This is a genomic window from Streptomyces telluris (assembly GCF_024519335.1).
Lineage (GTDB): Bacteria > Actinomycetota > Actinomycetes > Streptomycetales > Streptomycetaceae > Streptomyces > Streptomyces telluris.
Genome location: NZ_JANIID010000007.1, coordinates 147,734 through 170,146, shown reverse-complemented (window position 1 = coordinate 170,146; position 22,413 = coordinate 147,734). Strand labels below are relative to the sequence as shown.

The window sequence follows — 22,413 nt, the reverse complement described above, 5'->3', positions numbered from 1 at the left end:
GTGCGACTCTAGCCCGGGCGGTGCGGGCGCGGCCGGGCCGGAGGGCGGCCCCGGGCCGCCGCCTGTCCTCTCCAGTAACGTGGGCCGCATGTCCCGGATCTTCGTCACCCGACGTGGCCGCGTGTTGCGCATCGTGGCCGCCTGCGCCGTGCTGCTGGCGCTGATCGGCTACGGGATCGCCCAGCTGGTGACGGGCGGCCCGGGAGCGCCGCGCTGCACGGTGCGCGCCGACGGCGCCTCGTACTCCCTCTCGCCCGAGCAGGCGGTGAACGCGGCGACGATCTCGGCCGTGGGCTCCGAGCGCGGGCTGCCGGAGCGGGCGGTGACGATCGCCCTGGCCACGGCCATGCAGGAGTCGGGGCTGCGCAACATCCACCACGGCGACCGGGACTCGCTGGGGCTGTTCCAGCAGCGGCCCACGCAGGGCTGGGGCTCCGCGCGGCAGATCACCGACCCCGTGTACGCGGCGGGGAAGTTCTACGACCACCTGGTGGAGGTGCCGGGCTACTCGCGGCTGCCGCTGACGGTGGCAGCGCAGAAGGTGCAGCGCAGCGGCTTCCCGCAGGCGTACGCCAAGCACGAGCCGGACGCGTCGCTGCTGTCGTCCGCGCTCACGGGCCGGGCGGTGGCGGCCTTCAGCTGCACGACGAGCCCGAGCGACGGCAGGAAGGGGGACGTCTTCGCGGTGCGGGCCAAGCTGCGCCGGGAGTTCGGCGCGGCGGCGGTGCCGGCGGCGGAGACCCTGGCGGCCCCGGGGAGCGGCGGTGCGGGCGCGGTGGGCGGCGGCGCCGCGCGGACGCTGGCGGTGCCCGTGCCGGACAAGGCGACGGGGCCGGGCGAGCCGGCCGGGAGCGGCCGGGAGCGGCGCGGCTGGCAGCTGGCCTCGTGGGCGGTGGCCCACGCGACCGAACTGCGGATCGAGCGGGTCTCCTTCGGCGGCCGGGTGTGGACGGCGGCCGATTCGCGGGACGGCTGGCGCAAGGACGGCAAGGCCGCGGCGGAGACCGGGAATTCCCCCGGGAACGCGGCCGCAGAGGTACGGATCACGACCGCTCAGTAGTGCGACCGTCCCCCCGCCGGGGGTAGGCACAACAGCCCCGGGCGCTTAATGGGCAACGCCCGCCCCAGGCGTCCGGATTTCCCGGCAATTCCTTGTGACTAAAGGCTTGTCAGCCTTCCCGACCTGCATACTGCGCGCCCGTTTTGCCCCGCTTTTAGGGGGACAGATAATGCGACGCATTACCAACTCTTTACCGTGGCGCACCGCAACCTTCCACGGATTCGCGCGGTAGTCACTGCGTCCGCTCGCCGGACAGCCAACGTCCTCAACTCCGCCAAAGGAGCATCATGTCCCTCCCCCTGACGCGTCGGATCGCCCGGGCCGCCCTGCTGGTAGCCGCCGGTGCGGCACCCGTGATCGGCGCGGCCGGAGCGGCGAGCGCCGCCCCGCAGGCCACCGACCTGGCGAGCGGCCTGACCGCGGTGGACGGCGCGAACCTCGGCACCAACGTCGACGCGGCCGCCCACAAGGCCGGGGAGACGGTTTCGGGCGTCGGCACCAGCGCCATCAAGACCACCGTGCCCGGCGCCGCCGACGCCACCGGCAAGGCCGCCAAGACCGCCGCCCCCGCCGTCCAGAAGGTCGCCGGCCAGGCCGCGGGCGCCACCTCCGGGCTCGCCGGCCAGGCCACCCAGGCCGCCAACGGCGTCAACGCCAAGGGCCTGCCCCTCGGTGGCGGCGGGCTCCCGATCGGCGGCTGACCCAGCGCACGCACGAGCACGCGAGAGGGCCCGGGAGAGATCTCCCGGGCCCTCCGCACGTCCTGCCTCGCGGGCGGCTACGGCGCCAGGCGGCGGACCGCTGCCTCGACGCGCTCGTCGGTCGCGGTGAAGGCGATCCGCACGAACCGCTCCCCGGCCTCCCCGTAGAAGACGCCGGGCGCCACCAGGATGCCGAGCTCGGCCATGGCCGCGACGGTGTCCCAGCAGGGCTCGTCCCGCGTGGCCCACAGGTACAGCGACGCCTCGCTGTGCTCGATGCGGAAGCCCGCGCCCTCGAAGGCGGCCCGCAGGGCGTCGCGGCGGCGGGCGTAGCGCGCCCGCTGCTCGCTCACGTGCGCCGTGTCGCCCAGGGCCGCGACCGTGGCGGCCTGGACCGGGGCCGAGACCATCATCCCGCCGTGCTTGCGGATCTGCAGCAGCTCACCGAGGACGGCGGGGTCGCCGGCCAGGAAGGCCGCGCGGTAGCCCGCCAGGTTCGACCGCTTGGAGAGCGAGTGCACCGCGACGATGCCCTCGTACGAGCCGCCGCAGACGTCCGGGTGCAGGACGGAGACCGGGTCGGCCTCCCAGCCCAGCTCCACGTAGCACTCGTCGCTGAAGAGCAGCACCCCGTGCTCGCGCGCCCACGCCACCGTGCGGCGCATCTCACCGGCCGACAGGACGCGGCCGGTGGGGTTGGACGGGGAATTGAGCCAGAGCAGCTTCAGGCCCGTGGGGTCGAGCTCCGTCGGGTCGTCGTAGACGACGGGCTCGGCGCCCGCGAGGCGCGCGCCGACCTCGTAGGTCGGGTAGGCCAGGCGCGGGTAGGCCACCTTGTCGCCCGCCCCGAGGCCGAGCTGCGTCGGCAGCCAGGCCACCAGCTCCTTGGAGCCGACGATCGGCAGCACGTTGGTGTGCGCCAGGTCCCGGGCGCCCAGCCGGTGCTCCGCCCAGCCGGTCAGCGCGTCGCGCAGCGCGGGCGTGCCCCACACCGTGGGATAGCCGGGGCTGTCGGCGGCGTCGGTCAGCGCCCGCTGGATCAGGGCGGGCACCGGGTCGACGGGGGTGCCGACCGAGAGGTCCACTATTCCGCCGGGGTGGGCCGAGGCTTTCGCCTTGTACGGGGCGAGCCGGTCCCAGGGGAAGACGGGGAGGCGGGAGGAGACTGCGCTCACGGTGTTCGCTCTCTTGCTCTGGGGGTGACCGGCGATACGCCGCGGCCCCGCACGGCGGCGGCCGTACGGGGCCGGGGTGGCCGCTCGGGTCAGTGCTCCGGGTTGATGTCCGCGGGCAGCGCGGCGATGAAGGGGTGGTCGCGCTCGATCAGGCCGAGCTTCGAGGCGCCACCGGGCGAACCGAGCTCGTCGAAGAACTCGACGTTCGCCTTGTAGTAGTCCTTCCACTCCTCGGGAGTGTCATCCTCGTAGAAGATCGCCTCGACGGGGCAGACCGGCTCGCAGGCACCACAGTCGACACATTCGTCCGGGTGGATGTACAAGGACCGGGAACCCTCGTAGATGCAGTCGACGGGGCACTCCTCGATGCACGCCTTGTCCTTCACGTCGACACAAGGCTGCGCGATGACGTAGGTCACGCTGTCGTTCCTCCTCGGTAGGGCTCATCTCGCGCGGGAGCGCGGCGTCGTCGATGCCCACACCTAGTATCTCCGTTCCCGGGCACTTGACGAACAAGAGGGGCGAGGAGAGCTGTGGAATTCACCACGGGCGGACGGCTGGAAATCAGGATCAGTACCGCTGATGTGGGAAAAAGGGTATCCGTACGCCGTCTGAACCCTTCCACAGGGGCTTCGGAGGGATCTTCCGAGCGGTTCACGGACACCGTCGGCACCCTTACCTCCTGGGAAGGAGGAGTGCTGCGGATCACACGGCGGACCGGAGAGATTGTCACTTTCGACGAGGCCTCTCTCGTGGCCGGCAAGGTCGTCCCCGGCGCTCCGCCGCGCCGTCGCGGCCCCGCGGCGACCGTGCGCGAGCTCCAGGAGATCGCGGCCCGCGGCTGGCCCGCGCGGGAGACCGCACGGCTCGGCGCCTGGACCCTGCGCGCGGCGGGCGGCTTCACCGCCCGTGCCAACTCGGTCCTGCCCCTCGGCCCTTGCGGGCTGCCGCTGCCGGAGGCCGTGGACCGGGTGTCGGCCTGGTACGCCGAGCGCTCCTTGCCCGCGATGATCCAGATCACCACCGGGGACCCGGAGCAGGACGCCCTCCTGGACGCCGAGCTGGCCCGGCGCGGCTGGACCGAGGAGCGCCACGCCCTCGTGCGGACGGCGGCGCTGGCTCCGATGGCGGACACGGGGGCGGCCACGGAGCACGTGCGGCTCTCGCGCACCCCCGACGAGGCGTGGCTGCGCGCCTACGGGCGCACGGGCGGCCGCTCCGAGGACGCCCTCGCCGTGCTGGGCGGCGGGCCCTCGGTGTGGTTCGCGGCGGTCCCCGGGGCGCCGGGCGAGGGCCCGGTGGCCGTCGGGCGGTGCGTGGTCGACGGCCGGTGGGCAGGCTTCTCGGCGGTGGCCGTCAGTCCGGAGCACCGCCGCCGGGGGCTGGCCACGCAGGTCATGGCGCGCCTCGCCGAGCAGGCCCTGAGCGAGGGCGCCTCCGCGGCGTACCTGCAGGTGGAGACGGGCAACGGCGCCGCGGCGTCGCTCTACGACGAGCTGGGATTCACGACGCACCACACGTACCACTACCGCTGCGCGGCGCGCCCTTAGCGCCGCTTACGGTGATCGTCCGTTCCGGCGGAACGCACAGTCAGCGCAACCGGCGCGCACCATGGAAGGCGGAGGCGGAGGCACCATGAACGACACCACCGGACGGCAGCGGTTCGCGGACGCGGCGCGCGAGGAACGGCCCGACCTCGCGCTGCTGTGCCTGCTGATCGCCGCCGAGGCCGACCCGGAGCCGGGCGAGGAGGCGGTCGACGCCGCGCAGATAGAGCTGGACCGGCTCGCCGGGCTGCTCCCCGCGCTGGGCCGGCAGGCCGCCCCGCGCCGGTGGGCGGAGGCGCTCGCGGAGCTCCTGGGCGAGCGCTGCGGCTTCCACGGCTCCCCGGCCGACTACCGGCGCCTGGAGTCCTCGCTGCTGACCGAGGTGCTCCGGCGGCGGCGCGGGCTGCCGATCCTGCTGTCCGTGGTGTGGATGGAGGTCGCGCGGCGGGCCGGGGCGCCGGTGTACGGGGTGGCGCTGCCGGGTCACTTCGTCGTCGGCTTCGGCGACCCCCTCGGCGGGCACGTCCTGGCCGACCCCTTCGACGGCGGCCGGATCCTGTCCGAGGAGGAGGCGGGCCTGCTGGTCGCGGGCGCGACGGGCACCCCGCTCGCCCCCTCGATGTTCTCCCCCGCGGAGCCGGCGGAGATCGTGCTGCGCGTGCTGAACAACATCCGCGCCTGGGCCGCGGCCCGGCCCGAGCGCAGCGACGTCCAGCTGTGGGCCGTCGAGCTGTCCCTGCTGCTGCCCAGCCACCCGGCCAGGCTCCGCTACGAGCGCGCCGAGCTGCTGGTGGAGCGCGGCGACTTCGTGGCGGGCGCGCACGAGATGGAGGAGTACGCGGAGGTCATCGACGCGCTGGAGCCGACGGTCGCGGAGACGGTGCGCCGGCAGGCCCGGGCGGCCCGGGCGATGCTCAACTGACGGGCGCCGGGGCGGTGCCCGCCGCCGTCACGGCCGGCCCTCGTCCAGCGCGGTCACAGCCAGCCCTTGTCCCGCGCGATCCGCACCGCCTCGGCGCGGTTGCGCGCGCCCGTCTTCTGGATGGCCGTCGACAGGTAGTTGCGGACGGTCCCGTTCGACAAGTGCAGGGCTTTCGCCAGCTCCGCGTTGGTCGAGCCGTCGGCGGAGGCCCGCAGCACCGCGCGCTCGCGGTCGGTCAGCGGATTGGCGCCCTCCGCGAGCGCCGCCGCCGCGAGGGTGGGGTCGATGACGCGCTCGCCGCGCAGCACCCTGCGCAGGGCGTCCGCGAGCTGGGACGCCGGAGCGTCCTTGACGAGGAAGGCCTCCGCGCCGGACTCCATGGCCCGGCGCATGTAGCCCGGGCGCCCGAACGTCGTGAGGATCACGACCTTGAGGGCCGGCAGCTCGCGGCGGACCAGGGCGGCCGCGTCGAGCCCCGTCATCCCGGGCATCTCGATGTCGAGCAGGACCACGTCCAGGTCATGGGCGCGGGCCGCGTCGAGGACTTCGTCGCCCCGGGCGACCTGGGCGACGACTTCGATGTCGCCCTCCAGCCCGAGCAGCGCCGCCAGCGCCTCCCTGACCATGGACTGGTCCTCCGCGAGGAGGACTTTGATGATGCGTCGGCCGGCCGGATCGGCAGGGTGGTGCTCGTCTGTCACGACGACAGGGTAGGCCGCTCCGGGGCGAGGCTGCGCGAGAGAGGGACGAATGCACGCAAGCGGAAGCCGCCCCGCGGGCCCGGGCCGGTCTCCAGGCGGCCGTCGGCGAGCTGGAGCCGCTCGGACAGGCCCGTCAGCCCGTTGCCGGGAAGGCCGCCCCCGGGGCCGCGGCCGTCGTCGCCGACGGTCAGGCAGAGCTCGTCGCCCTCTTCGGCCAGCGTGATCTCGCAGCGCTGTGCGGCGCTGTGCCGCACCACGTTGGTCACGGCCTCCCGCAGCGCCCAGGCCAGCGCGCCCTCCTCGTCGGGCGGCAGGTCGGGGTGGTCGGTGGCGGCGCGGGCGAGGTCGGCGGTGATGCCGGCCGCGGCCAGGGCCGTCCGGGCGCCGGCCAGCTCGGCCTCCAGCGTGGGGCGGCGGAAGCCGCTCACCGCCTCGCGGACGTCCACCAGGGCCTGCCGGCTGACCCGCTCGATGTCGGCGACCTGCTGGGCCGCCTGGTCGGGCCGGTCCGGGAGCATCCGCCCGGCCAGCTCGCTCTTGAGCGTGATCAGCGACAGGGAGTGCCCCAGGAGGTCGTGCAGGTCGCGGGCGAGGCGCAGCCGCTCCTCGTTGGCCGCGAGGTGGGCGACCGTGGCGCGGGCCTCGCGCAACGCACGGGTCGTCAGCGCCATCTGACGCACCCCCACCATCGCGAAGCCGCCGAGCAGCGCCGGGACGACGAGGGCGGCCAGGTATTCGGGAGCGCCCGGCGTGATCGCACCGAGTCCCGCCAGTACCCCCGTGACCAGCGGAATCGCGATGCGGGACAGCTTCGTCGGCAGGACCGCGCCGGAGGCGACGCAGACATAGACGAAGAGGACGAGCCAGGCGCCCCCGAGCGTGAGGGCCAGCACGACCGCGAGGGACACCAGCGCGGCGAGCGCGCCGAGCACGCGGGCGCGCTCCAGGGGACGGGACGTGTGCCGGAAGACCAGGGCGAGGTAGCCGGAGACGAAGGCCGCAAGGCCGCAGCCGCCGAGGACGTCGCCGGTCAGGGTGTGGTGGTCGCCGAGGAGGTCCTCCACGGGGGCCGCCATGTAGGCGAACCAGATGGCGATCCAGATGAGCTTGATGATCACCTGGCGGCGGTTGTCGGGCTCAGTGCCGATGCCGATGGTGTACGACGGGTCGTCATGGACCTCCATGGCGAGGCGCCATGGGTTCCGGCGCCGCGGTCGTGCTGCCATGTCCTGCCTGTCTTCCTGGTCTTCCGGCGTCCGTCAGGACTTGCGGGTGTCCTTGCGGTACAGCCAGGCTGCCACGCCGGCGAACAGCACGAGGTAGACCACGAGGAGCGTCACGTGCTTGACCTCGGGGGCGTTCGCCTGCTCGATCGACCGGCCGAGCCCGGCGTACGCGTAGGTGGGCGTCCACTCCGCGACCTTCTGCAGCCACGTGGGGAAGGTGGTGGTCGGCATCCACAGGCCGCCGAGCATCGACAGCGCGAAGTAGATGATCATCGTAATGGGGCGGACGGCGTCGCCCGTGGCGAGGTAGCCGACGGCCACGCCGAGCGCGGCGAAGACGATGCTGCCCGCCCAGATCGCGCCGACGAGCGCGAACCACTGCCAGGCGGCGTCCATCCGGACGTCCTTGACGAGCGCGGCGACCAGGAAGACCACCAGGATCGAGGGGAGCGAGACCACGGCGGCGGAGGCGACCTTGGCCGTCACGTAGCCGCGGCCGGGCAGGGCCGTCAGGCGCAGCTGGCGCACCCAGCCCTTCTCGCGCTCCTTGGCGATCCGCTCGCTGTTGCCCACGAGGACGGCGGTGATCGCGCCGAAGGAGGCCATGGAGACCATCATCAGCAGCGGCAGGGTCAGCCCGGTGCCCTCGACGATCTCGGTGCTGCTCGCGCCGCCCGCGATCAGCAGATAGAGGCCGGCGGGGTAGATCACCGAGAAGAACATGAACTTCTTGTTGCGCAGGGTGCGCGCGATCTCGAGCTTGATCAGGGTGTTCATCAGACTGCGCCTCGCGAAACGGATCCGAGCACTGCGGTGGGGCTGTGGTTGCGGCCGGGGGTCCGGGGGTTGTCCCCCGGGGAGATCAGCACAGGGCCGCCTCCTCGGCGGCGGCAGCGTCGGTGATGGCGATGAAGGCCTGCTCCAGGCCGAGCCCCGCGACCTCCAGGTTGCGCGGGTAGAGGCCGAGCCCGTAGACGGCGTGGACCGTGGCGTCGGCGTCGTGCGACTGGATGCGCACCGTGCGGCCGGATATCTCCAGGGAGGACAGGAACGGCAGCTCGCGCAGGGCGGCTTCGCCGATGTGCCCGTCCAGGTCGAAGACGATGCGGCGGGCCCCGGCCTTCGCCTTGATCTCGGCAGCCGAGCCGTCCGCGAGGACCCGCCCGCGGTGCAGCACGATCACGCGGTCGGCGATGGCGTCGGCCTCTTCGAGGTAGTGCGTGGCGAAGAGGATGGCGCGCCCGGCCCGGGCCTGCTCGCGCATCACGCCCCAGAACGCCTGGCGGGCGGAGACGTCCATGCCGGTCGTGGGCTCGTCCAGCACGATGAGCTCGTTGGCGCCGGCCGTCGCGAGCGCGAACCGCACCCGCTGCTCCTGGCCGCCGGAGAGCTTGTTGACCTGGCGGTCGGCTATCTCGGTGAGATCGGCGGCGGCGAGCACCTGGTCGACGGGGTAGCGACGGGGGTGCAGATCACAGCCGAGCTTCACGATCTCGCGGACGGTCACGTCCTCCATCAGGCCGCCGGACTGCAGCATCGCGCCGACCTTGCCCTGGGAGATGGCCTCCTGGGGGGTCGTGCCGAAGAGCTCGACCCGGCCCGCGTCGGGGTTCCTCAGGCCGAGGAGGAGGTCGAGGGTGGAGGACTTGCCGGCGCCGTTGGGGCCGAGCAGGGCGACGGTCTCGCCCGGGTACAGCTGCAGGTCCAGATCGGCCACGGCACGCACCGCCCCGTAGCTCTTGCTGACGTTCTCGAAACTGACCACGGGGGCGCCGGTGCGGCGCCCGTCCCCCGTGTACGTGACTGCTGTGGTGGTCATGTCCACCATCCTGTCCGGCGGGCGGGGTCGGCGGCAGTGTCAGCCGTACGGTCCTGGCGATGACAGATGTCATGGGTGCCCGGACGTGAGCGAGCCCCCGCGCCACGGGGGCGCGGGGGCTCGCAGGGCCTGTCTGCCGGCCGGACGGCGGGCCGTCAGCCGAGCGGGATGGTCCCGGTCCGCTCGGCGAGCGTCTTGCCCAGGAGCGCCTTGCGCAGCGCGCCGACGACGTCCTGCGGGGTGACCTCCGTCTTGGTGCCGTTGCCGCGCTGGATGAGGACGCCCTTGAACTTGGTGCCGTACAGCTCCTTGAGCGCTTCGAGGTCGTAGCTCTCGACGAGCTTGCCGCCCACCTCCTTGACGCCCAGGATCTTCGGCAGCGAGCGCTCCGGGCCGAACTGGATGCTGTGCGCCGCATCCGTGCGCACCGTGACCAGGCCGGACATCGCGGGCTGCGCGAACTCCTTCATCATCCGGTCGACCTCGGCGTTGCTCACCTTCGGCTGCTGGCTCGCGCTCGGCAGCGCCACCGTGGTCTCCTGCCCCGTGGCGGCGCGGTCCTTGTACGCCTTGGCGACGGCATCGACGCCCTTGTCGCCGTCGATGCCCTCGTACGGCTTGCCGTAGACCGGCACGGCCTTGCCCGGCTCGAACTTGATCGTGCCGTCCTTGGCCGCGCCCGACTCGCCGGCGAGCGTCTTGAGCGCGTCCGCGATCTTCTCCTCGTCGGCGACGATCACGGGCTCGGCCTTGCGGGTGCCGCCGATGAGCGAGGGGATGACGGTCAGCGGGTTGTAGTCCCGGCCGGCCGCCGCGCGCACCGTGGCCTGGGTGTCGATGGACAGGCCCGCCACGGACGGCTTGAGCTGCGCCTCCTTGCCGCCGATGGAGACCGTCAGCGGCTTCGTCGCCCGGTCGCCGAGCGCGGAGTCGAGCTTCTGGACGGCCTGCTCCTTGGAGGAGCCGCCGATGTTCACCCCGAGCACGGTGGTGCCGTTCGGCACGTCCGCGTGGTCGAGGAGCAGCCCGGCGCCGTACGCGACACCGGCCAGGCCGACGACCGCGCCGCCCAGCAGCACGAGCTTGGAGCGGCCCTTCTTCTTCGGCTTGGACTTCGCGGGTGCGCTCTTCGCGGGGCCCTTGGGAGCCGCGCCCTTGGCCGGGGGCGGCGGGACGGCCGGTCCGGCGCCGGGGCCCGGCACCTTGGGCTTGGGCACGGCGATGCGCGGCGCGCCGCCGTCCACGGGCTTCTTGGGCTGCGCGGCCCCGCCCGGGCCGGGCGGGGGCACGGCGGGCACCCCGCCGACGAGCGTCGCGCCGCCGGCCGGGCCGCCGGGCGCGGAGGCCTGGGGGCCGCCCTTCTTGCCGCCCTTGCCCTTGGCTCCCTTGCCGCCCTTGGGCGCCTGGGGGGCCTTGCCCGGGGCCGCCGGAGCGGCGCCGGCCGCGGACTGCGCGCCGACGGGCGGCGCGGGCACGCGGGGCACGCCCTCGTGCGGGGTGTCCGTGCGTCCGGCGGCGCCCCCGGCGGGGGCGAACGGCGCCGCGGCGCCCTGGCCCATGGCGGGCGCGGGGAACTGCTGCGTGCTCTCCGGCTCGGTCCACTGCGTGCTGGTGCTCGGCGGCGTGCCCGGGGCCTGCATGATGCCCATGGGGCCGGTGTTCACCGGGTCGTCGGGCCAGGGCGCGCCGGTGCCGCTGCCCGGGGCGGGCGGCTGCGGCATCGAACCGGTCGTCTGCGGGTCACCCGGCCACGGCGTGGAGGCCGTGGTGGAGGGGCCGGCCGGCCAGTCGTCCACGGGTGCGGCGGGAGCGGAGGAGGCCGACGGGCCGCCCGGCCAGTCGTCCTGCGCACCGCGCCGCTGCGCCCGGCCACCGCCGGCCGCACCGCCGGGCACGCCCGCGCCACCGGGCACACCGACGCCCGGAATGTCGTTCATGCCTGCGTTCATGCCGGCATTCATGCCCGGGTCGGCACCCGGGTTCATGCCCGCGTCCCACGAGGTCGCACCCGTGGCCGAGGAGCCGCCGGGCCAGTCGTCCTCCGCGCCGCGCCGCGGCGAGGAGCCGGGCGCCTGAGGGGCGCCGCCCTGCGTGGTGTCGCGCTGCCAGCCGTTGCCCGGGGCGGGCGGCTGGGGCATCGAACCGGTCGTCTGCGCGTCGCCGGGCCAGGGCGCACCGCCCGCGACCGCACCCATGACCGGGTTCGCCGCGGCAGGAGCCTGGGGGGCGTTGCGCGGGCCGGAGTGCTGCGGGGCACCGGAGACCGGCGCACCGCCCTGCGGCGCGCCCGTGCCGGGTGCGCCGCCCTGGGCCGCGGACCGGCGGGCCGCCGCGCTCCCCGAGGGGGCGGGGCCGCCGGACTTGCGCGGGGCGAACCAGTCGCTGGCCTTCTCGCCCTTGGCGCCCTGGTCCTTGTCGCCGGAGCGGTCCTGCGGCTTGCGGCCGGGAGGCGTCGTGGGGGCGGGGCGGCGCGGCAGTTCGGCCTTGCGCTCGCCCGCCGGGGCGCCGCCGCCGGCCGGAGCGGCGGGCTTGGCGGGCGCGCTCGCGGGCGCTGCCTCGCCGTCGACCGGGGTGCGCATGATGACCGGCGGGATGGGCCGGGATCCCGGGATGTTGATACGGATCCGCGTCGTCAGCGTGGTCTCGGTCTTGGGCTCTTCGGGCCTGGAGGCCGCGGCCCCGCGGGCCTGCTCCTCACTGCCGTACGGAGGGGTCCCGGACGGGTAGGCGGCGCCACCGCGCCCCTGGGGCCCGGAGGACGAACTGTCAGATTCACGGCTCAAAGCAGGTTCTCCCGGTTAGCTCCGCCGCCCGTCATGACCTCGCTCGGGCGGCTCGGCGGCGCGCACCACCATACTGGGCACCGCGCACACGCACTTGACGACCGCCGGTTCACACCGGCGGACGGGAGCGCGCTGCGTGGCCGCGCGCCGTCGGCCCGTCACGGGACAAGTCCGGCAGATACCGGATGACCTGCTAGGGAGCCGAACGACACTCAGGCAGAAATCGTCACGTCACTTGCCAAGTCGGACCGAAGGTCCGTCCGGTTGCGGCAGTTTCGGGACAGTGGCGCACATCACAGCCAGCGCCATCCCGCCCAGCAGGAAGACGTACGCGCCGATTCCGGCGCCGAAGAAGAAGTCGCCCTCGGGGCGCGACGAGGTCATCAGGAGCACCGCGACGAGCCAGCCGCCGCCGGCCACCGCCCCGCCGGCGCGGCTGCCCGTCGCGGTCACCGCGCCGTAGCTGAGGCCCGCGACGGCGAGCAGCGCCAGCGACAGGCCGCCGGGGAACCAGCCGCCCTGGGTGAGCGCGCCGGCGAAGCCGGTCGCGGCGCCGAGGACGAAGAGGCCGGCGAAGGCGGCGATGCGCCCGGCGCTCAGGGGGGCGGTCATCCCGGTCATGCGTCCACCCCGGCGAACAGGTCGTCCTCGCGGGGGCCGGCGGCCCGGCCGCGGACGAGCTTGTAGTACTCGTCGGCGAGGATCGGCTGGCCCAGGTCGTTGGAGAGCGCGAAGAACGGACCGTCCACGGCGATCTGGGTGGCATGGGCACGCATCGCCGCGGCCTTGGCCTCCGCATGACCGGCGGTCGCGATCGCGGCCGTCACCTCCTCGTCGGGGACGACGCCCGGCACGTCGGCCGGGGAGGCGATGCCGGGGAAGGGGATCTCGCGGCCCGCGGCGCGCAGCCGGGCGAAGCCCTCCTCCACGACGGACAGCGGCACGCAGTTCCAGTAGACCTTCGCGATCTCGTGGGGGTCGCCCAGGTCGCGCCGGAAGGCCGTCTCGCCGGCGAGCTCCGCGGCGCGCATCGCGACGCGGTGCGCCTGGATGTGGTCGGGGTGGCCGTAGCCGCCGTCCGGGTCGTAGGTGACGAGCACCTGCGGCCGCACCTCGCGAATCACCTCAACGAGGGACGCGGCGGCCTCGTCCACGTCCGCCCGCCAGAAGCATCCGGGGTGGTCGTTCTGCGGCGCGCCCATCATTCCCGAGTCCCGGTAGCGCCCGGGGCCGCCGAGGAGGCGGTGGTCGGTGACGCCGAGCTCCTTCATGGCGGCCGCGAGCTCACCGGCGCGGAAGGGCCCGAGGGCGTCCTCCCGGTCGGCGGCGAGGTGTGCCAGATCGGCCGGGATCACCTCGCCCTCTTCGCCGAGCGTGCAGGTCACGAGGGTGACGTGGGCCCCTTCGGCCGCGTACTTGGCCATGGTCGCGCCGTTGTTGATGGATTCGTCGTCCGGGTGCGCGTGCACCAGGAGGAGCCGGCGACCCGGCAGGAAGGAGCTGTCGGTCATGGGACCAGCCTACGAGTCCTGCGGGCCCGGCGGACCCCCGCCCGCGGACCCGGGGCGGACGCCCTCAGAACTTGATGTTGCTGATCACGTCGGTGGCGCTCTTGGTCACCTGGTGGATCGTCGGCCCGAGGGACGAGCTCGCCAGATAGAAGCCCAGCAGGACACAGACCGCTGCGTGACCGGCCTTCAGCCCGGACTTCCGGCACAGCATGAAGACGACGATCGCCAGCAGCACCACCGCCGAAATCGAGAGTGCCACGGCGGTTCACCTCCAGTAAACGCGCGGTTGGACGGATGAGAACGACGAACGAGCGACGGACAAGCGACGAACAAAAACGACGAAACGCCGAACGGGCAGGCCGAACGGGGTGGAGCGGTTGTCACGCGAAACTCATCTGGCTATGCGTCCGTGATCATAACTTTCCAGAGCGTGACCCAGCACTGGGTGCATGGGGGCAATTCCGGGGCGCACGGCGGATTCTCGCCGTCTCGCCGTAGGCTCGGCGGCATGACCGGACAAGTCTCGTTCCCGCGACAGTACGCCCGTACGCAGCGCTTCTCGCTCGGCGCGCCGCGCTCGTTCACCGTGTCACCCGACGGCTCGCGTGTCGTCTTCATCCGCTCGCGTTCCGGCACCGACCGCTCGGGCGTGTTGTGGGTCCTCGACCCGGCCACGGGACGGGAGTTCCCCGCCGCCGACCCGGCCGTGCTGCTGGCCGGGGCCGGAGAGGAGCTGTCGGCCGAGGAGAAGGCCCGGCGCGAACGGCTGCGCGAGGGTTCGGCGGGCGTCGTGGGCTACGCCGTGGACAGCGCGGCGGAGTTGGCGGCGTTCCCCCTGTCGGGCCGGCTGTTCGTGGCGGAGCTGCGCGGCGGCACCGCCCGTGAACTGCCCGTTCCCGGTCCGGTCGCCGACCCGCGCCCCTCCCCCGACGGCCGCCGGGTCGCCTATGTCGCGGGCGGCGCGCTGCGCGTGGTGGACGTGGAGCCGGCGCCGGGCGAGGCCTCCGGCGCGAGCGCGGACCGGGCCCTGGCCGAGCCGGACGGGCCCACGGTGACCTGGGGGCTCGCGGAGTTCGTGGCGGCCGAGGAGATGGACCGCCACCGCGGCTTCTGGTGGGCCCCGGACGGGGAGTCCCTGCTGGCCGCGCGGGTGGACGACGCCCCCGTGCGGCGCTGGTGGATCGCCGACCCGGCCAACCCCGGCAGCCGTCCCGCGGAGGTGGGCTATCCGGCGGCGGGCACGCCGAACGCCGAGGTGACGCTCGCGCTGCTGGGCCTGGACGGGACCCGCACGGACGTCCGGTGGGACCGCGCGCGCCACCCGTACCTCGCGCGCGTGCACTGGTCGGCGGGCGGGCCCCCGCTGCTGCTGGTGCAGAGCCGCGACCAGCGTCACCAGGCGTATCTCACCGTGGACACCGGGACGGGCGCCACGAGCGTGCTCCGCGAAGAGCAGGACGCAAAGTGGCTTGAATTGTTCCCCGGTGTTCCCGCCTGGACCCCCGACGGGCGCCTGGTGCGCGTCTCGGACGAGGACGGCTCCCGGGCCCTGGTGGTCGGCGACCGCACGCTGACCGGAAGCGGGCTGCACCTGCGCGCCGTGCTCGACATCGGCGCCGACGACGTGCTCGTCTCCGCCTCCGCGGGGGCCGGCGCGGAGGCGCCCGAGACCGGGGAGACGCACGTCTACCGGGTGAGCGAGCAGGGCGTGGAGCGCGTCTCGCAGGAGCGCGGCTGGCACTCGGCCGTGCGCTCGGGGGCGGTCACCGTCCTGGTGTCCGCGGTACCGGAGCGCGCCGGGGCCGCTGTCCGGGTCCTGCGCGACGGCGCGGAGGCGACCGGCGTGACCTCGTATGCCGAAGCGCCGGTGCTCACCTCGCGCGCACGGCTCACGGAGGCGGGCGCGCGCCGGATCCCGTGCGCCGTACTCCTCCCGACGGGCTACACGGAGGGCGACGGGCCGCTGCCGGTCCTCATGGACCCCTACGGCGGCCCGCACGGCCCGCGCGTGGTCGCCGGGCACAACGCCCACCTGACCTCGCAGTGGTTCGCCGACCAGGGCTTCGCCGTGGTCGTCGCCGACGGCCGGGGCACCCCGCACCGCTCCCCCGCCTGGGAGAAGGCGATCCACGAGGACTTCGCCGGCGTCACCCTGGACGACCAGGTCGAGGCCCTGCAGGCGCTGGCCGCGGACTTCCCCCTGGACCTGGGCCGGGTGGGCATCCGCGGCTGGTCCTACGGCGGCTACCTCGCGGCGCTGGCCGTGCTGCGCCGCCCGGACGTCTTCCACGCGGCCGTCGCGGGCGCCCCGGTGACCGACTGGCGGCTGTACGACACGCACTACACCGAGCGCTACCTCGGCCTCCCGGAAGAGAAGCCGAAGGTGTACGCCCACAACTCGCTGGTCACCGACGACGGGCTGGCGGAGACGGCCGGCCCGGTCCGGCCGCTGATGATCGTCCACGGGCTGGCCGACGACAACGTGGTCGCGGCGCACACCCTGCGGCTGTCCTCGGCGCTGCTGGCGGCGGGCCGGCCGCACGAGGTGCTGCCGCTGTCCGGCGTCACGCACATGACCCCGCAGGAGCAGGTCGCGGAGAACCTCCTGCTGCTCCAGGTCGACTTCCTCAAGAGGTCCCTGGGCATGGCCTGACCCTGTGCGCCCCCGCCCGCGGGGGCCGCGCGCGGCGTGCCCGCCACCCCGGCCGGGCACGCCGCGTCAAGCACGCCGCGTCGTCGATACGTCGTCGATCCGCTCAACGTTCGCTCAAGAAGCGCCGCCCGCCCTCCCGCGGTCGGCAGCCCTCTTGACTGCGCTGTGAATCCGTTGCGAAAGTCCGCTCAACCCACTGCGCGCGCCCGTGCGTCCGCGGTGGGTTCGACGACGACAGTGCGGGGGATTACGCGATGACGAGTTCCTCCCCGGCCCCGGTGGCACATCCGGAACCGGTCGGCAGATCACCCGGACAGCTGATGCGGCGGCGCTTCAAACGCGACCGTCCGGGTGTCGTCTCCGCCTACGTGGTGACGTTCTTCTTCCTGGTCGCGCTGGCGGCACCACTGATCGCGAAGCTCTACGGCAGGAATCCGACGGAGACCTACGGGCTGAACGAGCCGGGCCTGCTCAACGAGTTCGGCTATCCGGTGAAGCCCAACGGGGGAATATCGGGGGACTTCTGGTTCGGCATCGAACCCACCCTCGGCCGGGACGTCCTGACCCAGCTGGTCTACGGAATCCGTACGTCCTTGCTCATCGCCGCGGCAGCCACGGTCCTGTGCGTCCTGACCGGCGTGCTGATCGGGGTGACGGCCGGATATCTGGGCGGCCGGACCGACTATCTGCTCGGCCGCTTCATCGACTTGCTGCTGGCCTTCCCGAGCCAGCTGTCGTTCATCGCCTTCACCCCGGTCGTCTACGCGCTCTTCGTGAGCCCGGAGAAGGAGACCCCGACCTACCTGCGCGTGCTGACGCTGATTCTGGTGCTGTGGGTGCTGGGCTGGATGGGGCTGGCGCGGCTGCTGCGCGGACAGGTGCTGAGCCTGCGGGAACGGGAGTTCGTCGAGGCGGCGCGGGTCACCGGCGCCTCGCCCTGGCGGATCATCACCAAGGAGCTGCTGCCCAACCTCTGGACGCCCATCCTGGTGCAGTCGACGCTGATGCTGCCCAGCTTCGTGACCATCGAGGCCGGGCTGTCCTTCATCGGCGTCGGCATCGTGGAGCCCACGCCGGACTGGGGCCGGATGTTCGCCAACGGCGCCCACTACTACGAGAGCGACATCACCTACATCTTCTTCCCCGGCCTCGCGATGATCGTTTTCGTGGTCGCCTTCAACCTGCTCGGGGACTCGGTCCGGGACGCCTTCGACCCGCGGACCGGACGCTGAGGACGTGCACACAGGAACCGCCGACGACGGACAGGCAGGTGCATCGACCCATGACGCCCACGACGAAGCCCACCACGGGCCCCCTCCGCTCCAGAGTCCGGCTCGCGGCCGCGGCGGCCGCCCTGGCCTCCGGCGCCCTCGTGCTCTCCGCGTGCAGCAGCGGAGGCGGCGGGGGCGGCGGTGACAAGAGCCAGGGGCCCGGAGCGGACAAGAACGCCTCCGCCAACTACTCGGTCGGCACCAAGGAGGACTCCGCCGGGCCGGCCCCCGAGGTGCCCGGCGCGAAGAAGGGCGGGACGGTCGGCGTCCTGCAGCGCGACGCCTTCGTCCACCTCGACCCCGGGCAGATCTACTACAACGACATGCTCGCCAACCAGATGCTCTACAACCGCACGCTCACCTCGTACAAGGTGGACGACAAGGGCAAGGTGAAGATCGTCGGCGATCTGGCGACCGACGCGGGCACGCCGTCCGACGGCGGGAAGACCTGGAAGTTCACCCTCAAGGACGGGCTGAAGTTCGAGGACGGCTCGCCGATCACCGCCAAGGACGTGCGCTGGGGCATCGAACGGCTCTACGCCGACTTCGAGACCGACGGCCCGCAGTACATCCCGCAGTGGCTCTCCGGCGACGGCACGGCCTTCCGCAAGGCGCTGCCCGACGGCCCGTACAAGGGCGCGCACCTGCCCGCGTCCGTGCTGGACACCCCGGACGACAAGACGATCGTCTTCCACTTCCGCCAGCCGCACGCCGACACGCCCTTCGCCACCGCCATGCCGAACATCGGCGCCGTGAAGGCGGAGAAGGACACCCGGCGCAAGTACGACAACGCCCCCTTCGCCTCCGGCCCCTACAAGGTCGGCGAGTACAAGGTCGGCAAGTCGCTGACGCTCGTGCGCAACGAGCACTGGGACGCGAGGACCGACCCGATCCGGCACCAGTACGCCGACCGGTTCGAGATCAGCTTCGGCCACCAGTACGCGGACTCCACACGGCGCTACCTCGCCGACCAGGGCGCCGACAAGAACACCCTGTCGTTCTCCAACGCCGTCGCCCCGGAGATGACCGAGAAGGTCCTCGGCCAGGCCGACACCAAGGCGCGCCGGTTCGTGGAGATCCAGCCGTACGTGGACTACATCAGCTTCAACATGGACCGGCTCAAGGACGTCAACGTCCGCAAGGCGCTCGCGTACGCGATGCCCAACGGGCAGATCCTCCAGCAGATGGGCGGCGCGACCGCCGGGGTGGTCGCCACCAACCTCCTCTCCCCCGCCATGGACGGCTACCGGCCGACCGACCCGTTCCGGAAGAAGGACAAGCCGGCCGGCGACCCGGAGAAGGCCCGCGAGCTGCTCAAGGCGGCCGGCAAGGAGGGCCAGGAGATCGTCTACGCCTACGCCAACACCGACATCCAGCAGAAGGTCTCCGTGGTCGTCACCCAGGCCCTGGAGCGCGCGGGCTTCAAGGTGCAGAAGAAGGAGATCGACTCCAACACCTGGCGGACGGCGATCGCCGAGGTGAAGAACAAGTTCGACATCTACCGCACCTCCTGGGGCGCGGACTGGCCCGTCGCCTCGACCGTCGTGCCGCCCCTCTTCGACGGCCGGCAGATCGCCGACGGCTCCCAGAACTACGGCCACCTCGACAACGCCGCGGTCAACAAGGAGATCGACCGGATCAACGCGATCCCGGACGTGAAGCAGGCCGCACCCGAGTGGCAGAAGCTCGCCGACAAGATCCTCACCGAGGACGTGCCGGGCGTGCCGACCTTCTACAACACCCAGTTCTCCCTGTGGGGCTCGAACCTGGGCGGGGTCCGCTACCAGCCGGTCTACGGAACCGTCGACCCGACCGGCGTCTACGTCAAGTAACGCTCCCCCGGACGGCGGACCATGCTGCGCTTCCTCGCGCGCCGCTCGCTCGGCGCCCTCGTCATCATCGTGCTGATCAGCGCGATCACCTTCGCCCTGTTCTTCGCGCTGCCCTCCCAGCCGGCCCTGATGTCCTGCGGCAAGAACTGCACCCCGGACGCCATCGCCCTGATCAACAAGAACCTCGGTCTGGACGAACCGGTGCCCGTGCAGTACTGGCACTACATGACGGGCATCTTCACCGGCCGCGACTTCACCGTCGGCCACTGCCCGGCGCCCTGCTTCGGCTACTCGTTCTCCAACCAGCAGCCGGTGTGGGGCACCATCGTGGACCGCTTCCCCACGACCCTGTCCATCACGCTCGGCGGAGCCGCCGTCTTCCTCGTCGTCGGCGTCGGCATCGGCATGATCGCCGCGGCCTTCCGCGGGACCTGGATCGACAAGTTCTTCAGCTCCCTGTCCCTCGTCGGCAACGCCCTGCAGATCTACTTCGTCGGCGTCATCGCCCTGGCCGTGCTCGTCAGCGGGCTGCACTGGATGGACAACCCGGCCTACCACCCGATCACCGAGGACCCGGTGAAGTGGTTCACCGGCATGCTCATCCCCTGGCTGGTGCTGTCCATCATCTTCATCGCCAACTACAGCCGGATGACGCGCTCCCAGATGATCGAGCAGCTCGGCGAGGACCACGTGCGCGCGGCCCGCGCCAAGGGCCTGGGCCGGCGCGCCGTCTTCTTCCGCTACGCCTGGCGGGGCGCGCTCGCGCCCATCGTCACCATCTTCGGCATCGACCTCGGGTCGCTCTTCGGCGGCGCGATCATCACCGAGTTCACCTTCAGCCTGCACGGCCTGGGCCGGCTCGCGGTGTCCTCGGTGAGCGAGACCGACCTGCCGACCCTGATGGCGGTGATGCTCGTCGGCTGCACGGCGATCGTCGTCGCCAACATCGTGGTGGACGCCGCCTACGCCGTCATCGACCCGCGCGTGCGGCTCGCCTAGCCGTCAGGAGACCGCAGTTGACCCCCTTCCTCTCCGTGCGCGACCTGTACGTGCGCTTCGCCACCGAGGACGGCACCGTACGGGCCGTCGACGGCCTGTCCTTCACCCTGGAGCGCGGCCGCACGCTCGGCATCGTCGGCGAGTCCGGCTCCGGGAAGTCCGTCACCAACCTCGCCGTGCTCGGGCTGCACGACCCGCGCACCACCGAGATCCGCGGCGAGGTCCGGCTCGACGGGCAGGAGCTGACCCGGGCACCGGAGTCCGTCCTGGAGAAGCTGCGCGGGAACAAGATGGCGATGGTCTTCCAGGACTCGCTCACCGCCCTCTCCCCGTACTACACCGTCGGCCGGCAGATCGCCGAGCCGTACCGCAAGCACACCGGCGCCTCCCGGCGGGAGGCCCGGCTGCGGGCGGTCGAGATGCTGCGCCGGGTCGGCATCACCGACCCGGCGCTGCGCGTCGACGACTACCCCCACCAGTTCTCCGGCGGGATGCGGCAGCGCGCGATGATCGCGATGGCGCTGGTCTGCGACCCCGAGCTGCTCATCGCCGACGAGCCGACGACCGCGCTCGACGTCACCGTGCAGGCCCAGATCCTCGACCTGCTCAAGGAGCTCCAGCAGCAGACCGGCGCGGCCATCGTCCTCGTCACCCACGACCTGGGCGTCGTCGCCGGCACGGTGGACGACCTGCTGGTGATGTACGCCGGGCGGGCCGTCGAACAGGGGCCCGTCCGCGAGGTGCTGCGGGCGCCCCGGCACCCGTACACCTGGGGTCTGCTGGGCTCCATGCCCCGGCTCTCCTCCGACGTCGGGCGGCCGCTCACCCCCATCCCGGGCACCCCGCCCAGCCTGCTGGCCCCGCCGCCCGGCTGTCCCTTCCACCCGCGCTGCGCGTACGCCGCCGACGTGGCGGAAGGCCGCTGCCGCACGGAGCGGCCGTCCCTGCCGCCCGGCCGGGGAGCGGCCTGCCACCTCGGGGAGGAGCGGCAGCGCAGCATGTTCGCGGAGCAGATCCGACCCCGGCTCGGCTGAGGAGCAGCGACCATGGACGACAAGAGCCCCCGGGTCGGCGAGCCGCTGCTCGTCGCCGAGAACCTCACCAAGCACTTCCCGGTGCGCGGCGGATTCCCCGTCCGGCGGACCGTCGGCGCCGTGCGGGCCGTCGACGGCATCGACCTGACCGTGCGCGCCGGGGAGAGCTTCGGCCTGGTCGGCGAGTCCGGCTGCGGCAAGTCGACCACCGGGCGGCTGCTCACCCGGCTGCTGGAGCCGACGGCCGGGCGGATCCGCTACCGGGGCCGCGACATCACCCACGCCGGGCGCAGGCAGCTCGCCCCCGTCCGCTCCGAAATCCAGATGATCTTCCAGGACCCGTACGCGTCGCTGAACCCGCGGCAGACGGTCGGCCGGATCGTCTCCGGGCCGATGGAGATCCACGGCGTCGAGCCGCCGGGCGGGCGCGAGGCGCGCGTGCGCGAGCTCCTGGAGACCGTGGGGCTCAACCCCGAGCACTACAACCGCTTCCCGCACGAGTTCTCCGGCGGGCAGCGGCAGCGGATCGGGGTGGCCCGGGCGCTCGCCCTGGACCCGAAGGTCGTCGTCGCCGACGAGCCGGTCTCGGCGCTGGACGTCTCCATCCAGGCGCAGGTCGTCAACCTGCTGCAGTCGCTGCAGCGGGAGCTGGGGATCGCCTTCCTGTTCATCGCCCACGACCTGGCCGTGGTACGGCACTTCTCGCAGCGCGTCGCCGTGATGTACCTCGGCAGGATCGTGGAGACCGGCTCCCGCGACGACATCTACCGGCGGCCGCGCCACCCGTACACGCACGCGCTGCTGTCGGCGGTGCCGGAGGCGGCGGACGCGGAGGGCGCGGAGGGCACGGCGCGGCGCGAAAGGATCCGCCTCACCGGGGACGTGCCTTCCCCGGTCGCCCCGCCGTCGGGGTGCCGCTTCCGCACGCGCTGCTGGAAAGCACGGGAGCGCTGCGCGACGGAAGACCCGGAACTCGCCCGCGCGGCCGGCTCCGGGGACGGACACCTGACGGCGTGCCACTTCCCGGAGGCCCCGACGACGGTGGTGCAGCCCGGCCCTTGATGGGTCCCGGGCCCCCTCGCCTTGCCGCAGGCAAGAACTTCCGCCGCCACGGCGATCAACCACAACGGCGCAGTCCGGCGGTGCCGGACCGGCCCCAGGCCGCCGGGCACCGCCGGA

Annotated in this window: 20 protein-coding genes; 10 read left to right on the top strand and 10 right to left on the bottom strand. The window is 73.1% G+C overall.

Annotation, left to right across the window (positions count from 1 at the left end; all coding sequences use genetic code 11):
• Nucleotides 1-88: 88 nt before the first annotated feature.
• Both NQU55_RS10805 and NQU55_RS10800 read left to right on the top strand, forming a co-directional pair.
• Nucleotides 89-1,060, top strand: a complete 972-nt coding sequence (locus NQU55_RS10805; RefSeq protein ID WP_168090732.1) for a VldE C-terminal domain-containing protein — start codon at nt 89-91, stop codon at nt 1,058-1,060.
• Nucleotides 1,061-1,347: 287 nt separating this feature from the next.
• The gene (locus NQU55_RS10800) at nt 1,348-1,761 is read left to right on the top strand and encodes an ATP-binding protein (protein ID WP_168090731.1); all 414 of its coding nucleotides are present in this window, start codon (nt 1,348-1,350) and stop codon (nt 1,759-1,761) included.
• A gap of 77 nt (nt 1,762-1,838) precedes the next feature.
• On the opposite strand, the gene dapC is transcribed toward NQU55_RS10800, so the two are convergent.
• Nucleotides 1,839-2,936, bottom strand: a complete 1,098-nt coding sequence (gene dapC, locus NQU55_RS10795) for a succinyldiaminopimelate transaminase (protein ID WP_168090730.1) — start codon at nt 2,934-2,936, stop codon at nt 1,839-1,841.
• An 89-nt stretch (nt 2,937-3,025) separates the two neighbouring features.
• Nucleotides 3,026-3,355: a ferredoxin gene (gene fdxA, locus NQU55_RS10790; RefSeq protein WP_030366150.1), complete on the bottom strand. Its 330-nt coding sequence runs from the start codon at nt 3,353-3,355 to the stop codon at nt 3,026-3,028.
• Between the two features lie 114 nt (nt 3,356-3,469).
• Between fdxA and NQU55_RS10785 the strand changes: the two genes are divergently transcribed.
• Both NQU55_RS10785 and NQU55_RS10780 read left to right on the top strand, forming a co-directional pair.
• Nucleotides 3,470-4,486, top strand: coding sequence for a GNAT family N-acetyltransferase (locus tag NQU55_RS10785; protein WP_168090729.1), 1,017 nt, complete (start codon nt 3,470-3,472; stop codon nt 4,484-4,486).
• An 85-nt stretch (nt 4,487-4,571) separates the two neighbouring features.
• Complete coding sequence (locus NQU55_RS10780; protein ID WP_168090728.1) at nt 4,572-5,405, top strand: transglutaminase-like and tetratricopeptide repeat-containing protein; 834 nt, start codon at nt 4,572-4,574, stop codon at nt 5,403-5,405.
• A gap of 53 nt (nt 5,406-5,458) precedes the next feature.
• Here the strand turns inward: NQU55_RS10780 and NQU55_RS10775 are convergent, their stop codons facing one another.
• The 8 genes from NQU55_RS10775 to NQU55_RS10740 all read right to left on the bottom strand — a co-directional run bounded on the left by NQU55_RS10775 (nt 5,459) and on the right by NQU55_RS10740 (nt 13,704).
• On the bottom strand, nt 5,459-6,064 hold the full coding sequence (locus NQU55_RS10775; RefSeq protein ID WP_168090756.1) for a response regulator transcription factor: 606 nt from the start codon (nt 6,062-6,064) through the stop codon (nt 5,459-5,461).
• Nucleotides 6,065-6,102: 38 nt separating this feature from the next.
• Nucleotides 6,103-7,332 (bottom strand): sensor histidine kinase, encoded by a 1,230-nt coding sequence (locus NQU55_RS10770; protein ID WP_372504677.1) that lies wholly within the window; start codon nt 7,330-7,332, stop codon nt 6,103-6,105.
• A 33-nt stretch (nt 7,333-7,365) separates the two neighbouring features.
• Nucleotides 7,366-8,109 (bottom strand): ABC transporter permease, encoded by a 744-nt coding sequence (locus NQU55_RS10765; protein ID WP_168090727.1) that lies wholly within the window; start codon nt 8,107-8,109, stop codon nt 7,366-7,368.
• 85 nt (nt 8,110-8,194) lie between these two features.
• The gene (locus NQU55_RS10760) at nt 8,195-9,151 is read right to left on the bottom strand and encodes an ABC transporter ATP-binding protein (RefSeq protein ID WP_168090726.1); all 957 of its coding nucleotides are present in this window, start codon (nt 9,149-9,151) and stop codon (nt 8,195-8,197) included.
• Between the two features lie 155 nt (nt 9,152-9,306).
• On the bottom strand, nt 9,307-11,934 hold the full coding sequence (locus NQU55_RS10755; RefSeq protein ID WP_168090711.1) for a hypothetical protein: 2,628 nt from the start codon (nt 11,932-11,934) through the stop codon (nt 9,307-9,309).
• Nucleotides 11,935-12,165: 231 nt separating this feature from the next.
• Nucleotides 12,166-12,555 carry a DUF6113 family protein gene (locus NQU55_RS10750; protein ID WP_168090725.1) on the bottom strand — a complete coding sequence of 130 codons (390 nt, stop codon included), beginning with the start codon at nt 12,553-12,555 and terminating at the stop codon, nt 12,166-12,168.
• Entirely contained in the window at nt 12,552-13,445 is an 894-nt protein-coding gene (gene mshB, locus NQU55_RS10745) for an N-acetyl-1-D-myo-inositol-2-amino-2-deoxy-alpha-D-glucopyranoside deacetylase (RefSeq protein ID WP_168090724.1), read from the bottom strand. Before mshB ends, NQU55_RS10750 begins: the two co-directional genes overlap by 4 nt.
• A 64-nt stretch (nt 13,446-13,509) precedes the next feature.
• Nucleotides 13,510-13,704 carry a hypothetical protein gene (locus NQU55_RS10740; RefSeq protein WP_030366139.1) on the bottom strand — a complete coding sequence of 65 codons (195 nt, stop codon included), beginning with the start codon at nt 13,702-13,704 and terminating at the stop codon, nt 13,510-13,512.
• A 249-nt stretch (nt 13,705-13,953) separates the two neighbouring features.
• Here NQU55_RS10740 and NQU55_RS10735 point away from each other — a divergent pair, with 249 nt between their 5' ends.
• From NQU55_RS10735 to NQU55_RS10710, 6 genes are all read left to right on the top strand, one after another.
• Nucleotides 13,954-16,098 carry a S9 family peptidase gene (locus NQU55_RS10735; RefSeq protein WP_168090723.1) on the top strand — a complete coding sequence of 715 codons (2,145 nt, stop codon included), beginning with the start codon at nt 13,954-13,956 and terminating at the stop codon, nt 16,096-16,098.
• Nucleotides 16,099-16,352: 254 nt separating this feature from the next.
• A complete protein-coding gene (locus NQU55_RS10730; RefSeq protein ID WP_168090722.1) occupies nt 16,353-17,330 on the top strand; it encodes an ABC transporter permease in 978 nt (325 codons plus the stop codon).
• A 50-nt stretch (nt 17,331-17,380) separates the two neighbouring features.
• Nucleotides 17,381-19,201 (top strand): ABC transporter substrate-binding protein, encoded by a 1,821-nt coding sequence (locus NQU55_RS10725; protein WP_168090721.1) that lies wholly within the window; start codon nt 17,381-17,383, stop codon nt 19,199-19,201.
• A gap of 21 nt (nt 19,202-19,222) precedes the next feature.
• Complete coding sequence (locus tag NQU55_RS10720; RefSeq protein WP_168090720.1) at nt 19,223-20,200, top strand: ABC transporter permease; 978 nt, start codon at nt 19,223-19,225, stop codon at nt 20,198-20,200.
• A gap of 17 nt (nt 20,201-20,217) precedes the next feature.
• Entirely contained in the window at nt 20,218-21,234 is a 1,017-nt protein-coding gene (locus NQU55_RS10715) for an ABC transporter ATP-binding protein (RefSeq protein WP_168090719.1), read from the top strand.
• Between the two features lie 12 nt (nt 21,235-21,246).
• Nucleotides 21,247-22,296 carry an ABC transporter ATP-binding protein gene (locus NQU55_RS10710; RefSeq protein ID WP_168090718.1) on the top strand — a complete coding sequence of 350 codons (1,050 nt, stop codon included), beginning with the start codon at nt 21,247-21,249 and terminating at the stop codon, nt 22,294-22,296.
• Nucleotides 22,297-22,413: the final 117 nt, after the last annotated feature.

Bases quoted from the DNA above. Each gene is read 5' to 3' on its own strand.
- NQU55_RS10805 (WP_168090732.1), top strand. From the start codon at position 89: ATGTCCCGGATCTTCGTCACCCGACGTGGCCGCGTGTTGCGCATCGTG.
- NQU55_RS10780 (WP_168090728.1), top strand. From the start codon at position 4,572: ATGAACGACACCACCGGACGGCAGCGGTTCGCGGACGCGGCGCGCGAG.
- NQU55_RS10800 (WP_168090731.1), top strand. From the start codon at position 1,348: ATGTCCCTCCCCCTGACGCGTCGGATCGCCCGGGCCGCCCTGCTGGTA.
- NQU55_RS10760 (WP_168090726.1), bottom strand. From the start codon at position 9,151: ATGACCACCACAGCAGTCACGTACACGGGGGACGGGCGCCGCACCGGC.
- NQU55_RS10765 (WP_168090727.1), bottom strand. From the start codon at position 8,109: ATGAACACCCTGATCAAGCTCGAGATCGCGCGCACCCTGCGCAACAAG.
- NQU55_RS10720 (WP_168090720.1), top strand. From the start codon at position 19,223: ATGCTGCGCTTCCTCGCGCGCCGCTCGCTCGGCGCCCTCGTCATCATC.
- NQU55_RS10735 (WP_168090723.1), top strand. From the start codon at position 13,954: ATGACCGGACAAGTCTCGTTCCCGCGACAGTACGCCCGTACGCAGCGC.
- mshB (WP_168090724.1), bottom strand. From the start codon at position 13,445: ATGACCGACAGCTCCTTCCTGCCGGGTCGCCGGCTCCTCCTGGTGCAC.
- NQU55_RS10710 (WP_168090718.1), top strand. From the start codon at position 21,247: ATGGACGACAAGAGCCCCCGGGTCGGCGAGCCGCTGCTCGTCGCCGAG.
- NQU55_RS10730 (WP_168090722.1), top strand. From the start codon at position 16,353: ATGACGAGTTCCTCCCCGGCCCCGGTGGCACATCCGGAACCGGTCGGC.
- NQU55_RS10750 (WP_168090725.1), bottom strand. From the start codon at position 12,555: ATGACCGGGATGACCGCCCCCCTGAGCGCCGGGCGCATCGCCGCCTTC.
- NQU55_RS10770 (WP_372504677.1), bottom strand. From the start codon at position 7,332: ATGGCAGCACGACCGCGGCGCCGGAACCCATGGCGCCTCGCCATGGAG.
- NQU55_RS10725 (WP_168090721.1), top strand. From the start codon at position 17,381: ATGACGCCCACGACGAAGCCCACCACGGGCCCCCTCCGCTCCAGAGTC.